The organism is Pseudomonas sp. R11-23-07 (assembly GCF_003852295.1).
In the GTDB taxonomy this organism is placed as follows: domain Bacteria; phylum Pseudomonadota; class Gammaproteobacteria; order Pseudomonadales; family Pseudomonadaceae; genus Aquipseudomonas.
Genome location: NZ_CP027761.1, coordinates 2,762,979 through 2,777,955 on the forward strand (window position 1 = coordinate 2,762,979; position 14,977 = coordinate 2,777,955).

The 14,977-nt window shown below is 63.0% G+C and carries 8 protein-coding genes; 5 read left to right on the forward strand and 3 right to left on the reverse strand.

From position 1 onward, the window contains the following. The first annotated feature begins 29 nt into the window (after positions 1 to 29). From C4J84_RS12525 to C4J84_RS12535, 3 genes are all read left to right on the forward strand, one after another. Positions 30 to 2,987, forward strand: coding sequence for an autotransporter serine protease (locus C4J84_RS12525; RefSeq protein ID WP_124435448.1), 2,958 nt, complete (start codon positions 30 to 32; stop codon positions 2,985 to 2,987). 158 nt (positions 2,988 to 3,145) lie between these two features. Beyond that, on the forward strand, positions 3,146 to 6,253 hold the full coding sequence (locus tag C4J84_RS12530) for an autotransporter serine protease (RefSeq protein ID WP_124435449.1): 3,108 nt from the start codon (positions 3,146 to 3,148) through the stop codon (positions 6,251 to 6,253). Positions 6,254 to 6,445: 192 nt separating this feature from the next. Next, entirely contained in the window at positions 6,446 to 7,870 is a 1,425-nt protein-coding gene (locus C4J84_RS12535; RefSeq protein WP_124435450.1) for a lipase, read from the forward strand. 150 nt (positions 7,871 to 8,020) lie between these two features. Here the strand turns inward: C4J84_RS12535 and C4J84_RS12540 are convergent, their stop codons facing one another. Further along, a complete protein-coding gene (locus C4J84_RS12540) occupies positions 8,021 to 8,245 on the reverse strand; it encodes a YgdI/YgdR family lipoprotein (protein ID WP_124370696.1) in 225 nt (74 codons plus the stop codon). A gap of 187 nt (positions 8,246 to 8,432) precedes the next feature. On the opposite strand from C4J84_RS12540, the gene C4J84_RS12545 reads away from it, so the two are divergent. Beyond that, complete coding sequence (locus C4J84_RS12545) at positions 8,433 to 10,079, forward strand: VRR-NUC domain-containing protein (protein ID WP_124435451.1); 1,647 nt, start codon at positions 8,433 to 8,435, stop codon at positions 10,077 to 10,079. Beyond that, positions 10,076 to 12,334 (forward strand): ATP-dependent DNA helicase, encoded by a 2,259-nt coding sequence (locus C4J84_RS12550; RefSeq protein ID WP_124435452.1) that lies wholly within the window; start codon positions 10,076 to 10,078, stop codon positions 12,332 to 12,334. Before C4J84_RS12545 ends, C4J84_RS12550 begins: the two co-directional genes overlap by 4 nt. Positions 12,335 to 12,460: 126 nt before the next feature. Here C4J84_RS12550 and C4J84_RS12555 read toward each other — a convergent pair whose 3' ends face one another. Beyond that, positions 12,461 to 13,411 carry an alpha-E domain-containing protein gene (locus tag C4J84_RS12555; RefSeq protein ID WP_124362847.1) on the reverse strand — a complete coding sequence of 317 codons (951 nt, stop codon included), beginning with the start codon at positions 13,409 to 13,411 and terminating at the stop codon, positions 12,461 to 12,463. 2 nt (positions 13,412 to 13,413) lie between these two features. Next, positions 13,414 to 14,823, reverse strand: a complete 1,410-nt coding sequence (locus C4J84_RS12560; RefSeq protein WP_124362848.1) for a circularly permuted type 2 ATP-grasp protein — start codon at positions 14,821 to 14,823, stop codon at positions 13,414 to 13,416. Between the last annotated feature and the right edge of the window lie 154 nt (positions 14,824 to 14,977).

Sequence of the window (14,977 nt, forward strand, 5' to 3'; positions counted from 1 at the left end):
TGTGAATAACAATAAACAGGAGTGTACGGATGATCACGGATTCACCACGTTTCAAACCTTTCACCGCAGGCTCATTGCTGCTGTTGTCCGTTGCGGCACAGGCGCAATACGCCGAAACCGGCCAGCCGGGTGATCCCGCCAGCTGGCGTTCCGCCGAGTACCAGAGCGACTGGGGCCTTGGGCGCATGAAGGCGGATGAAGCCTATGCCGCCGGGATCAGCGGCAATGGCGTGAAAATCGGTGCGCTGGACTCGGGTTTCGATACCAATCACCCCGAAGCGGCCAAAGACCGTTTCCACCCGGTCACCGCCAGCGGCACCTACGTCGATGGCAGCGCCTTCAGCACCACCGGCGCGCTCAACCCGAACAACGACTCCCACGGCACCCACGTCACCGGCACCATGGGCGCGGCCCGCGACGGCGTGGGCATGCACGGCGTGGCGTATAACGCGCAGGTGTATGTCGGCAACACCAACGCCAACGACAGCTTCCTGTTTGGCCCCACCCCGGACCCCAAGTATTTCAAGGCGGTGTACACCGCCCTGGTGGATTCCGGCGTGCGCGCCATCAACAACAGCTGGGGCAGCCAGCCCAAGGACGTCAGCTACCAGACCCTGGGCGACCTGCACGCGGCCTACGCCCAGCACTACAACCGCGGCACCTGGCTGGATGCGGCGGCGGATGTGGCCAAGGCCGGCGTGATCAACGTGTTCAGCGCCGGCAACAGCGGTTACGCGAACGCCAGCGTGCGCTCGGCGTTGCCCTACTTTCAGCCGGAACTGGAAGGCCACTGGCTGGCGGTGTCAGGGCTGGATAGGGCCAACAACCAGAAGTACAACAAGTGCGGCATCGCCAAGTACTGGTGCATTTCCACGCCCGGCGCGCTGATCAACAGCACCATCCCGGACGGCGGTTATGGCGTGAAGTCCGGCACCTCGATGTCGGCGCCCCATGCCACGGGCGCGTTGGCGCTGGTGATGGAACGCTATCCCTACATGACCAACGAGCAGGCGCTGCAGGTGCTGTTGACCACCGCCACCCAGCTCGACGGTTCGATCACCCAGGCGCCCAACGCCATCGTCGGCTGGGGCGTACCGGACCTGGGCCGGGCGATGCACGGCCCAGGGCAGTTGCTCGGTGCGATGGACGTGAACCTCGCAGCCGGGCAGGGCGATGTGTGGAGCAATGGTATTTCTGACCAGGCATTGCTCCAGCGTCAGGCAGAAGACCGCGCCGAGCACAGCGCCTGGCAGCAGACCCTGCTCGATAAGGGTTGGCAGAACGGCGTGGGCGCCACGGCCAGCCAGCAGGACCAGACCGACTACGCCGTAGGCAACGCGCGCGATCAAGCTGCAGCGAATCGCGTGTACGAAGGCAGCCTGATCAAATCCGGCGCGGGTAGCCTGGTGCTCAGCGGCGACAGCACCTATCGCGGCGCGACCACCGTCAACGGCGGCCTGCTGGCCGTGAACGGCTCGTTGACCTCGGCCGTCACCGTCAATAACAGCGCCACCTTGGGCGGTTCCGGGCGTATCGGCGCGCTGTCGGTCAACAACGGCGGGCGTGTCGCGCCGGGCAATTCAGTGGGCACGTTGCAGGTGGCGGGGGATGTGAACCTGGGCGCAGGTTCTACCTATGCGGTCGAACTGACCCCGACCAGCAGCGACCGCATTGTCGCCGGCGGCAAGGCCGTGCTCGGCGGCGGCACAGTGACCCTGGCCCTGGAAAACAGCCCGACCTTATTGAGCCAGAGCCAGGCCCAGAGCCTGATCGGTCGCCAATACTCGATCCTTGAAGCGGCCGGCGGTATCCAGGGCCAGTTCGGCCAAGTGCTGCCGAACTACCTGTTCCTCGGCGGCACCCTCGACTATGCCGCCAACGGCGTGCAACTGGCGGTCGGGCGCAATGACGCCAGCTTTGCCAGCGTCGGCGCCACCCGTAACCAGCGCGCCGTCGCCACGGCCGCCGAGCAATTGGGCGCCGGCAACCCGGTGTATGAAAGCCTGCTGCAGTCGGACTCGGTTGCCACGGCGCAACAGGGCTTGCAGCAACTGTCCGGTGAAATCTACCCGGCCGTGGGCGCGATGTTGATCAACGACAGCCGCCAACTGCGCGACGCGGTGGGTGAACGCTTACGCCATGTGCCGGTGGCCGGTGAAAGCAACCTGTGGCTCAAGGCCCTGGGCGCCTGGGGCAAGTCGGACACTCGCAGTGAAACGGCGGGCGCCACCACCTCCATCGGCGGCTTGCTGGCCGGGATCGACGGCGCACTCGACGAACAGACCCGCATCGGCGTGGTCGCTGGCTACAGCGACAGCTCCTTGAGCCTGGGCAGCGGCACGCATTCATCGGCGTCCATCGACAGCTACCACTTCGGCGCCTATGCCGGGCGCGAGCTGGGCGCCTGGCGGGTGAGCGTCGGCGGTGCCTACAGCTGGCATCGCGGCGATGTGAAGCGTGACCTGCAATACGGCGAGGTCAGCGGCAAGCAGAAAACCAAGCTGGATGCGCGCACCGCGCAGCTGTTCACCGAAGCCGCCTACCGCATTCACCTGGAACCGCTGGCACTGGAGCCGTTTGCCAACCTGGCCTACGTGCACCTGGACAGTGAGTCGTTCCACGAAAAAGGCGCCGCAGCGGCCCTGGAACGTGGCAGTGATCGCCGTGATGCAGTGCTCGGCACCCTGGGCCTGCGGGCGTTGAAAACCCTGGCGTTGAACGACCACCAGCAGCTTGATCTATCGGGCTCCCTGGGCTGGCAACACAGCCTCACCGCCGTCGAATCCGAAGAACACCTGGCGTTTGTCGCAGGTGGCCCTTCATTCGCCGTGCGCAGCGCGCCGTTGCTGCGCGATGCGGCTCTGGTGGGCGTGCAGGCGAGCCTGGCGCTGAGCCCGTCGACGCGGGTCAACCTGGATTACAACGGCCAATTGGGTGGACGCGAGAAAACCCAGGGCGTGGGGCTGAGCCTGAACTGGCAGTTCTAGGGGAAACACCGCAGTTCAACTGTGGGAGGGGGCTTGCTCCCGATGGCGGCGTGTCAGACGCCCGTTGTGCCGACTGATACATCGCCATCGGGAGCAAGCCCCCTCCCACATGGGAAGTGGTTCACATACTGGCAATAAGAAAACTAAGGAAGGTCACCGTGAAAAAACGCAAGTCAGGGTTAACTACCGCCATCCCCACAAGCCCGGGCTATCCGCTCAAGGGCTTGAGCAGCGTGCCATACGGCGCGTTGTTGTGTTGCCTGGCAAGCCTGGGGACCGCCCAGGCCGCACCCTATGTGGAAACCGGCAAGCTGGGCGACGCCGCCAGTTGGCGCAGCAATGAGTTCAAGGCCGATTGGGGCCTGGGCGCGGTACATGCCGACACCGCGTATGCGGCGGGCTACACCGGCAAGGGCGTCAAGCTGGGCATCTTCGACCAGCCGGTGTACGCCCAGCACCCGGAATTCGCCAGCCCCAACAAAGTGGTGACGATCGTCACCGAGGGCATCCGCCAATACACCGACCCGTATATCCCGGTGAAGGCCGGTGATGCGTTTCGCTATGACGGCACGCCGTCCCTGGGCTCCAACGGCAAGCTGGGCAACCACGGTACTCACGTCGGCGGGATTGCCGCCGGTAACCGCGACGGCGGGCCGATGCACGGCGTGGCGTTCAACGCGCAGATCATCAGCGCCGAAAACGGTGACCCAGGCCCGGAAGACGGGATCATACTGGGCAACGATGGTGCGGTGTACAAAGCCGGTTGGGATGCACTGGTGGCCAGTGGCGCGCGGATCATCAACAACAGTTGGGGCATCGGCATCGGTGATCAGTACGCCAAGGGCGGCCGCGATCCCGCCTTTCCGAACTTCACGGTCAATGAAGCCCAGGCGCAATTCAACACCATTCGGCCGATTCTCGGCACGATTGCCGGTGGTGCCTATCAAGGTGCGATCGACGCCGCGCGCAGCGGTGTGCTGACCATCTTTGCCGCTGGTAACGATTACAACCGCAACAACCCGGATGCGATTTCCGGCCTGGCGTATTTCGTGCCGGAAATTGCGCCGAACTGGCTGTCGGTGGCGGCCCTGCAGCAGAACCCGGACACCAGCAGTGCCAACCCGTACGTGATCAGCACCTTCTCTTCGCGCTGCGGCTATGCGGCGAGTTTCTGTGTGTCGGCACCGGGCACCAAGATTTTCAGTTCGATCATCAATGGCACCACCCTGGACAACCTGACCACCGACTACGCCAACTTCAACGGCACCTCCATGGCCGCGCCCCACGTGGCCGGCAGTGCGGCGGTGCTGATGGAGCGCTTCCCCTACATGAGTGGCGACCAGATCTCCACGCTGCTCAAGACCACCGCCACCGACCTCGGCGCGCCGGGCATCGATTCGCTGTACGGCTGGGGCATGATCAACCTGGGCAAGGCAGTCAATGGCCCGGGGATGTTCATTACCGCCGAGGACATTCCGGCTGAGTTTCGCATCGACGGCGCCTATGGCACTGGCCAGTTCGTCGCGGACTTGCCGGGCGTCGGCGCGGTGGTGGATGCCGGCAAACCGACCCAGCGCGTGTGCAACGACGTGCATTGCGGGCTGGATGTGTGGAGCAACGACATCGCCGGGCATGGCGGCCTGACCAAGCAGGGCATTGGCACCCTGGTGCTGACCGGCGCCAACACCTACAGCGGCCCGACCCTGGTCAACCAAGGCTTGTTGGCGATCAACGGCTCGGTTACCTCCGACGTGACCGTCAGCCAGAGCGGCATCGTCGGTGGCTCCGGGCGCATCGGTTCGCTGAGCGCAAACAGCGGCGGCACCGTGGCGCCGGGCAACTCCATCGGCACGCTGAACGTGGCGGGCAATGTCACCTTCGAGCCGGGCTCGACTTACGCGGTGGAATTATCGCCCACCAGCAGCGACCGTATCGTTGCCGGCGGCACCGCCACGCTGAACGGCGGCACCGTGACCCTGGCCCTGGAAAACAGTCCGACCCTGTTGAGCGCGACCCAGGCGCAAAGCCTGATCGGCCGCCAGTACAGCATCCTGCAAGCCGCAGGTGGCGTCACCGGCAGCTTTGGTGCGGTACTGCCGGACTACCTGTTCATCGGCGGCACCTTGAACTACGCGGCCAATGGTGTGCAGCTGGACGTGGCACGCACCAACAGCTTCGCCAGTGTGGCCGCCACACCGAACCAACGCGCCGTCGCCGCCGCCGCCGAGCAATTGGGCGCGGGCAATGGGGTGTATGAAAGCTTGCTGCTGGCACCGACGGCGGCCTCGGCCCAAGGCGCGTTCCAGCAACTGAGCGGCGAAGTCTACCCGGCGTTGGAAACGGCGTTGGTCAATGACAGCCGCTACGTACGCGAAGCGGTCGGTGAACGGCTGCGCAATGGTGAAATGGGCGCCACCAGCCAGGCCATCGACAGCCGTGGCAACGTGTGGGTCAAGGCGCTGGGTGCATGGGGCAAGACCGACAGCCGCAACGACACAGCGGGCTACACCACCTCGATCGGCGGCATGCTGGCCGGTGTCGACGGTGCCCTCGACGACGCGACACGCATCGGCCTGGTGGCGGGCTACAGCGATACCTCGTTGAACATGGGCAGCGATACCCATAGCCGCGCGTCGGTCGACAGCTACCACTTCGGCGCGTATGCCGGGCATGAAATCGGCGCCTGGCGCCTGAGCGGCGGCGCCACCTACAGCTGGCACCGTGCCGATGTGAAGCGCGACCTGCAATACGGTGACGTCAGCGGCAAGCAAAAAGCCAAGGTCGATGCCCACAGCACCCAGGTGTTCACCGAGGCGGCGTACCGCGTCAACCTGCAACCACTGGCCTTGGAGCCGTTCGCCAACCTGGCCTACGTGCACCTGGACACCGATGGGTTCACCGAGAAGGGCGATGCCGCCGCGCTGAAAAGCGGCGACGACAGCCGCGACCTGGTGCTGAGCACCCTGGGTGTACGCGCCCTGAAAACCTTCAACGTCAACGATCACCAGCAACTGGAAGTGTCCGGCACCCTGGGCTGGCAGCACAACCTGAGCAGCACCGACTCCGAACAGCACCTGGCGTTCGCGTCGGGTGGCCCTTCGTTCGCGGTGGAAAGCGCGCCAATGGTGCGTGATGCCGCGCTGGTCGGTGCGCGGGTGAGCCTGGCGTTGAGCAAGGATGCGCGGGTGAACTTCGATTACAACGGTTTGCTGGCCAGCAAGGAGAAGGTGCACGGCGTCGGTCTGAGCCTGGACTGGGCGTTCTAAGGCTTTAAAAACCACTGTAGGAGCGAGCTTGCTCGCGAAGATCGTCAACGATGACGCGCTCTACCTGAAAAAACGCGGCGCCTTTTAGTTTTTCGCGAGCAAGGGCTAGCCGCCCGCCTCGCTCCTACAGTCGGTAACGGATAACAGGTTTTTTGGCTTTCTCTACAAATCCAACAACAGAGAGGCAGTGCCATGGGTATCTTTGACTATAAAAACCTCGGGACCGAGGGCTCCAAAGCGTTGTTCGCCGATGCGATGGCGATCACGTTGTATTCCTACCACAACCTGGATAACGGCTTCGCCGTGGGGTATCAGCACAATGGCCTGGGCTTGGGCCTGCCGGCCACGCTGGTCGGGGCCTTGCTGGGCAGCACCGATTCCCAGGGGGTGATTCCCGGCGTGCCCTGGAACCCCGATTCGGAAAAAGCCGCGTTAGAGGCGGTGCAACAGGCCGGCTGGACGCCCATCAGCGCCAGCACCCTCGGCTACACCGGCAAGGTCGATGCGCGGGGTACCTTTTTCGGCGAGAAGCCCGGCTACACCACCGCACAGGTCGAGGTGCTGGGCAAGTACGATGACGCGGGCACGTTGCTGGAGATCGGTATCGGTTTTCGCGGTACGTCCGGGCCGCGTGAAAACTTGATCACCGATTCCATCGGCGACCTGGTCAGCGACCTGCTTGCTGCCCTCGGCCCCAAGGATTATGCGAAAAACTACGCCGGCGAAGCCTTCGGCGGCCTGCTCAAGAACGTCGCCGAGTATGCCGGTGCCCACGGCCTGAGCGGCCACGACGTGGTGGTCAGCGGCCACAGCCTCGGTGGGCTTGCGGTCAACAGCATGGCCGACTTGAGCGACAGCAAATGGTCGAGCTTTTACAAGGATTCCAACTACGTGGCTTATGCCTCGCCGACCCAGAGTGCCGGTGACAAGGTGCTGAACGTGGGCTACGAAAATGACCCGGTATTCCGTGCGCTGGATGGCTACTCCTCCAACCTGTCGTCGTTTGGCGTGCACGACAAGCCCCACGCGTCCAGTACCGATAATATCGTCAGCTTCAACGACCACTACGCGTCGACGCTATGGAACGCGCTGCCGTTTTCCATCCTCAACCTGCCAACCTGGGTGTCGCACCTGCCCACCGGCTATGGCGACGGCATGACGCGCATCCTCGACTCTGGCTTCTACGAGCAGATGACCCGCGACTCCACGGTGATCGTTGCCAACCTGTCCGACCCGGCGCGGGCCACCACCTGGGTGCAAGACCTCAACCGTAATGCCGAAGCGCACCAGGGCAATACCTTCATTATCGGCAGCCACGGCAACGACCTGATCCAGGGCGACAAGGGCGCGGACTTTATCGAGGCTGGCAAAGGTAACGACACGATTGGCGACAGCAGCGGGCATAACACCTTTCTGTTCAGCGGGCAGTTTGGCAATGACCGGGTGATCGGCTATCAGGCGACGGACAAGCTGGTGTTCACGGACGTGCAGGGCAGCACGGATTATCGTGACCACGCCAAGGTGGTGGGCGGCGATACCGTGATCAGCTTCGGCGCCGACTCGGTGACACTGGTGGGTGTGAGCAGTTTGTCGGGGGAGGGGATTGTGATCGGCTAACTATTGGAATGCGGTCAAAACTGTGGGAGGGGGCTTGCTCCCGATAGCGGTGGTCCAGTCACTTCATGTGTCGACTGTCATACCGTCATCGGGAGCAAGTCGAATCGTCGCACCGCCCCTCCCACATTTTGATCGGTGTTGACGGCAGGATTATTTTTCCTCGCGAACAGTCGCCACATCAGCGGCCTTGATACGGATGCGCTTGCCGGCGATATCGGTGAACTCATAGAAGCCGTCGGCGGTTTTGGCGTTGGGTGTGTCCTTGGTCAAATACTGTGTGCCGTTTTGCAACGTCACCACGGTTTGCGTTGAGCAACCGGCCAATACCAGAAAAGTGAGTGCAACCAGCGGCAGACCCAAATTCTTCATGTTCATTACCCTTACCTTTACCTTGAAAAGCCCCGCAGCGTCTGGCTGCGGGGCATAAATGTTACGCGATCAGCTCCCACATCTGATCGCTTTTTTGCAAAAAGTTGCAGGCGCCATTTATCTATTACCGATTGCAACAATGCGTTTGCAACGGCACTCTGTATGCATAACCAGTAGTTGATTGCTCTGCGCCATGGCCCACCCCCTCGAAGACCCCTTGTATTACCTGCACAACTTCCGCCAAGTGCTGATTGGGTTGCAGCAGCGCTACGCCGATTTGCTCGACCCGGACGAATTGCAGTTCATTCAGCAATTCGACAGGTTGCCGCAAGCGTCCCAGGCGTTATTGGTACGCATGGTCATGCGCAAGGGTGTGCATTTTCGTGGAGCAAAGCTCGATTACCTGGAAATCGGCTGCCCCCATGCGGCCATGCAGCCACTGCTGGCGAGCGGTTGGGTCGATGATCAATGCCTGTTGGGCTTTGATGAGCTGTTCGGCTTGCTGCAAAAAGGCGAACTGCTCATGGCCTTCAAGCCCTGGATCGACCAGCCCAACGCCAGGAAATCCGACTGGCTGGCGCCATTGGCCGTGCAATTCAATGAACGCCGCAGCTTTGCCCGTTGGTGCCCCGAGCTGCAGGACGTGCTCTACAGCCTCACCGTAATGGAGCTGTGCGACCGCCTGCGCCTGATGTTTTTCGGCAATCTCTATCAGGACTGGTCGGAGTTCGTGCTGGCGGACCTGGGCATTTACACCTATGAGAAGGTGCCGTTCTGCGCCGAGTCTCGTGGGTTGCGCAGCCGCGCCGACGTGGAGGGCTGTGTGTTCCTGCACCAGTGCCAGCAAGCGTTTGAGGCGGGTGAGGCGCTGGAAACGGTGTTGGCCCACATCGCCAGCTTGCACACCGACAACCCCTGGCTGGAAAAACGCCGCGCCAAGTTGCTGTTCCAGATCGGCCAATGCTGTGAACGCAGCGCTGAACTGGGCTTGGCCGAGCAGATCTATCGCGGCTGCAGCTATCCCGGCGCGCGCGCGCGATTGATCCGCGTATTGGAGCGCCAGGAGGCTTATGCGCCCGCCCTGGCGTTGGCCGTCGCCGCGCAACAGGCACCGGAAAGCGCCGCCGAGCAGCAACACCTGCTGCGCGTAGTACCGCGCCTGCGGCGCAAGCTGGGTGAGCCGAAGGTGGCGAAGGCCAAGCCGCGGGCCCTCACGCGGCTGGACCTCGCCTTGGCAATCCCCGAGCCGCTGATGTCGGTGGAATATTGCGTGCAGGCCCATCTGAGCGAGCCGGACGCGCCGGTGCATTATGTGGAAAATGGCCTGATCAATTCGCTGTTCGGCCTGCTGTGCTGGGATGTGATTTTCGCGCCGCTGCCGGGGGCGTTTTTCCACCCGTTCCAGCGCGGGCCGGCCGACCTGCACAGCGAAGACTTCCAACAACGCCGCGCCGCCTTGTTCAGCGCGTGTTTCGAGCAACTGCGCGACGAGCGCTACAAAACCACCATCCGCCAACGCTACGTGGACAAATGGGGAATTCAATCGCCCTTTGTGTTCTGGAACCTGCTCAGCGAAGAGCTGCTGGAACAAGCCCTGACGTGCCTGCCTGCCGAACATCTGCGCTACTGGTTCGAGCGGCTGCTGCTGGACATTCGCGCCAACCGCACCGGGATGCCCGACTTGATCCAGTTCTGGCCGGCGCAAAAAACCTACCGCATGATCGAGGTCAAGGGCCCTGGCGACCGCCTGCAGGACAACCAGCTGCGCTGGCTGGAATTCTGCGGCGAATACCAGATGCCGGTCACGGTCTGTTACGTGCGCTGGGCAGAGTCCGCTTGAGTTATAGCGTCGCGGTGCGGGCATTGTGCGAGTTCACGGCCAAGGTCGGCGACCTGGACCTGCGCTTTACTCCGTCGCCCAGCGCCCAGGAAGGCATCGTCGGCCATCGCACGGTGGCATTGCGGCGCAGCGCCCACTATCAGAATGAAGTGGCGCTGGAAGGCGAGTATCAGCAACTCAAGGTACGCGGCAGGGCGGACGGCTATGACCCGGACAGCAATCGCCTCGAAGAAGTAAAAACCTATCGCGGTGACCTCCAGGCCCAGCCGGCCAACCATCGGCAACTGCATTGGGCCCAGGTCAAGGTCTACGGCTGGTTGATGTGCCAGAAGCTCGGCCTCGATGACATCGAACTGGCGCTGGTGTACTTCGATATCGTCGGCGAGGGCGAAACCCTGCTCAAGCAACGCTTTGCCGCGCCCGACCTCGAACACTTCTTCAACCAGCAATGCGCGCTGTTCCTGCACTGGGCCCACCAACAGATGCAGCACCGTGAAGCGCGCAATAGCGCCGCGCAGAGCCTGGCGTTTCCCCATGCCGAGTTTCGCAGTGGCCAACGCGCGCTGGCCGAATCGGTGTACAAGGCGGTGAGTACCGGCCGCTGCCTGATGGCCCAGGCGCCTACCGGCATCGGCAAGACCGTCGGCACGCTGTTTCCGATGCTCAAGGCCCTGGCACCGCAGCAATTGGACACGGTGTTTTTCCTCACCGCCAAAACCCCCGGTCGCAAGTTGGCGTTGGATGCCGCCCAAGTGCTGTACGACAGCAGCCCCGACTTGCCTTTGCGGGTGCTGGAACTGGTAGCGCGGGACAAGGCGTGCGAGCACCCGGATAAAGCCTGCCACGGCGATTCGTGCCCGCTGGCCAAGGGCTTTTACGACCGTTTGCCCGCCGCGCGCCAGGCGGCGTCCGGGATTCGACTGCTTGATCAACGTAATCTGCGCGAGGTGGCGCTGGCCCACGACGTGTGCCCGTATTACCTGAGCCAGGAAATGGCGCGCTGGACCGACGTCGTGGTCGCCGACTACAACTACTATTTCGATTTTGGCGCGATGCTCTTTGGCTTGGCCCAGCTCAACCAATGGCGCGTCGCAGTGCTGGTGGACGAAGCCCATAACCTGGTCGAGCGCGCGCGTTCGATGTACAGCGCCAGCCTCGATCAGTACAGCCTCAAGACCCTACGCGAGAGTGCGCCCGAGGTGCTGAAAAAGCCCTTGCAGCGCCTGAACCGTGAGTGGAACGCCTTGCACAAGGACCAGCTCGCGCCGTATCAGGCCTACGCGGCCAAACCCGACAAGCTGCTCCAGGCCCTGAGCCTGTGCGCCAGCGCCATGGGCGATTACTTTAACGAGCACCCCGAAGCGCTCAATGGCGACCTGCAAGCCTTCTACTTCGAAGCGCTGCAATTTGCCAAGGTGGCCGAGCTGTTCAATGAGCACTTCATCTTCGACATCAGCAAGCGCTCGTTCAGCGGCAAGCGCAGCAGCTCGACCCTGTGCCTGCGCAACGTGGTGCCGGCCGAATTCATCCGGCCCCGGTTGACCGCCTCGCGCAGCAGCGTGCTGTTTTCCGCAACCCTTAGCCCGCGCCACTATTACGCCGACCTGCTCGGGTTGCCGACGGACACCGCCTGGATCGACGTCGAATCGCCGTTCCAGGCCGAGCAATTGCGGGTGAGCATCGTCGAGCGTATTTCCACACGCTTTGTGCATCGCCAGGCGTCGCTGGAACCCATTGTGGCCTTGATCGCCCGGCAATTTGCCGAGCAACCCGGCAACTACCTGGCGTTTTTCTCAAGCTTCGATTACCTGCAACAGGTGGCGCAGCTGATGGCCGAGCGTCATCCGCAGATTGCGCTGTGGTTGCAGTCGCGGGGCATGGCCGAGGCGCAGCGCCAGGCTTTTCTGGACCAGTTCACCCAGCACAGCCAGGGCATCGGCTTTGCGGTGCTGGGCGGCGCGTTTGGCGAAGGCATTGATTTGCCCGGTGCGCGCCTGATCGGGGCGTTTATCGCCACCTTGGGCTTGCCGCAGCTCAACCCGGTGAATGAACAGATGAAGATTCGCATGGGCGCGATCTTCGGCGCGGGGTATGACTACACCTATTTGTACCCCGGTATCCAGAAAGTCGTGCAGGCGGCGGGGAGGGTGATCCGCAGCCAGCACGACCGCGGGGTGGTGATGTTGATCGATGACCGCTTTGGCGAGGCGCGGGTGCGGCAGTTGTTGCCCAAATGGTGGTCGATTGATAGCTGACAGGTGGACTGCGGTCCATGTGGGAGGGGGCTTGCCCCCGATAGCGGTGGGTCAGCTACACATAAGCTGGCTGATAGACCGCCATCGGGAGCAAGCCCCCTCCCACAGTTTTGATCTGGGGTGCGCTTAGACCACTTCCAGATAGGAGCTTTGTATCGATCGCGCCAACTCGCGCACGCTGTCGATAAAGTCCGTCAGCCGTGTGTGCAGCCCGTCTTCCAGGATTTCATCGATGCCCGTGTACCTCAGACGCGCCTCGAACTCCGCCGCCAGGCGCTGCGCCGTGCGCCCGTAGCTGCCGGGCAGGTCGGCAAGGATATGGCTCAGTTCCTCGATGCACGCATGCAGCGAGCGCGGCACATCACTGCGCAGCAGCAGCAACTCCGACACCGAGCGTGCATTCAAGGCGTTCGGGTACAACTCGGTATACGCTTCGAACGACGATAACGCGCGCAGCAGGGCGCTCCACTGGTAATAACCGCGTGCCGACAGGTCGCTGACTTCCTCGGACTCTTCACCAAACATCTCATAACGCGCATCCAGCAGGCGCAGGGTGTTATCCGCGCGCTCGACAAAGGTGCCCAGGCGAATGAATCGATAGGCGTCATTGCGCATGATGGTGCCGGAAGTCGCGCCGCGAAACAGGTGCGAGCGTTGCTTGACCCAGTCACAGAAGTGGCTGATGCCGTGTCGCGCCAGGCCGCCGGCGGCGATGCTGCGCATTTCCAGCCAGGTGGCGTTGAGGTTTTCCCACATGTCGGCGGTGATGCGTCCGCGCACCGCGTGGGCGTTGCTCCGGGCGGCGCGCAGGCAGTTATAGATGCTCGCCGGGTTTTCTTCATCCAGGGCGAAGAAATGCAGCATGCGTTCGGCGTCCAGTTGCGTGTGGCGCTCCAGGTAACTGTCCAGGGTGCCGCTGCTGAGCAGTGACATCGCCAGTTCGTCCAGCCCATCGCTGCGCCCGGCCTGGGGCATCAACGACAGCGAATAGCTGACTTCCAGCATGCGCGCCAGGTTCTCGGCGCGTTCCAGGTAGCGGGACATCCAGTACAAGTCTGCGGCGGTTCTACTCAACATACTCAGCCCTCCACCACCCAGGTGTCCTTGGTTCCGCCGCCTTGCGACGAGTTGACGATCAGCGAGCCTTCACGCAACGCCACGCGCGTCAGGCCACCGGGCACCAGGCGCGTTTCCTTGCCCGACAGCACGAAGGGGCGCAGGTCGATATGCCGTGGCGCGATGCCGTTTTCGACAAAAGTCGGGCAGGTCGACAGGCTCAGGGTCGGCTGTGCAATGTAGGCGTGGGGCCGGGCCTTGATGCGCTGGCGGAAGTCCTCGATCTCGGCGGCGCTGGACGCCGGGCCGACCAGCATGCCATAGCCGCCGGAGCCCTGGGTTTCCTTGACCACCAGGTGCTCAAGGTTGGCCAGCACATGGGACAGTTCCTCCGGCTTGCGGCACTGGAAGGTCGGCACGTTTTGCAGCACCGGCTCTTCATCCAGGTAGAAGCGGATCATGGCCGGGACATAGGGGTAGATCGACTTGTCATCCGCCACGCCGGTGCCGATGGCGTTGGCCAGCACCACGTTGCCGGCGCAATACGCCGCGACCAGGCCGGGCACGCCGAGCATCGAGTCGGGATTGAACGCCTCGGGGTCGAGGAACGCGTCGTCAATGCGCCGGTAAATCACGTCCACTGCCTTGGGGCCGTCGGTGGTGCGCATGAACACCTTGAGGTCGTGGACGAACAGGTCGGCGCCTTCCACCAGCTCCACGCCCATCTCCCGGGCGAGGAAGGCGTGTTCGAAAAACGCGCTGTTGAAGCGGCCCGGCGTCAGTACCACCACGTTGGGGTTGTCCAGGCGGCTCGAACTTTTCAGGGTCTTGAGCAGCAGGTTGGGGTAATGGTCCACCGGCGCAATGCGCTGCTTGGCGAACACTTCCGGGAACAGGCGCATCATCATCTTGCGGTCTTCGAGCATGTAGCTCACGCCGCTGGGAGTGCGCAGGTTGTCTTCGAGCACGTAGTAGGTGCCGTCGCCGTCGCGCACTAGGTCCACCCCGGAAATATGCGAATAGATGCCCCGGTGCAGGTCGAGGCCGACCATTGCCTGTTGATAGCCCTCGTTGCCCAGCACCTGGTCGGCCGGGATGATTCCGGCCTTGATGATGCGCTGGTCGTGGTAGATGTCGGCGAGGAACATGTTCAGCGCGTTGACCCGCTGGATGCAGCCGCGCTCGATCACGCTCCATTCGCTGGCGGGGATGCTGCGCGGGATGATATCGAAGGGGATCAGGCGCTCGGTGTCCTGTTCGTCGCCATAGAGGGTGAAGGTGATCCCGGCGCGGTGGAACAGCAAATCGGCTTCGCGGCGTCGCTGGGCCAGCAGTTCCGGCGGCGTGTTGGCCAGCCAGCGGGAGAAATCCTGGTAGTGCGCGCGGCAAACGCCTTGCGCGTCATTCATTTCGTCAAAGAAAGATCGAGCCATTCCAGTACCTTGTCAGTGCCGAGGGGAGCGCGGGGGGCACTGCCGCTTTTAAACGCATTTTTTATGAGCCCGTGGTCGAGGGTGCCAACGGGCCTGGTCCTTACTTTCTTATGGGGTCGGCTCTGGGTCGGGGGGTAACGAATGCTCCTGAATG

Bases quoted from the DNA above. Each gene is read 5' to 3' on its own strand.
- C4J84_RS12540 (WP_124370696.1), bottom strand. From the start codon at position 8,245: ATGAACATGAAGAATTTGGGTCTGCCGCTGGTTGCACTCACTTTTCTG.
- C4J84_RS12525 (WP_124435448.1), top strand. From the start codon at position 30: ATGATCACGGATTCACCACGTTTCAAACCTTTCACCGCAGGCTCATTG.
- C4J84_RS12560 (WP_124362848.1), bottom strand. From the start codon at position 14,823: ATGGCTCGATCTTTCTTTGACGAAATGAATGACGCGCAAGGCGTTTGC.
- C4J84_RS12535 (WP_124435450.1), top strand. From the start codon at position 6,446: ATGGGTATCTTTGACTATAAAAACCTCGGGACCGAGGGCTCCAAAGCG.
- C4J84_RS12555 (WP_124362847.1), bottom strand. From the start codon at position 13,411: ATGTTGAGTAGAACCGCCGCAGACTTGTACTGGATGTCCCGCTACCTG.
- C4J84_RS12545 (WP_124435451.1), top strand. From the start codon at position 8,433: ATGGCCCACCCCCTCGAAGACCCCTTGTATTACCTGCACAACTTCCGC.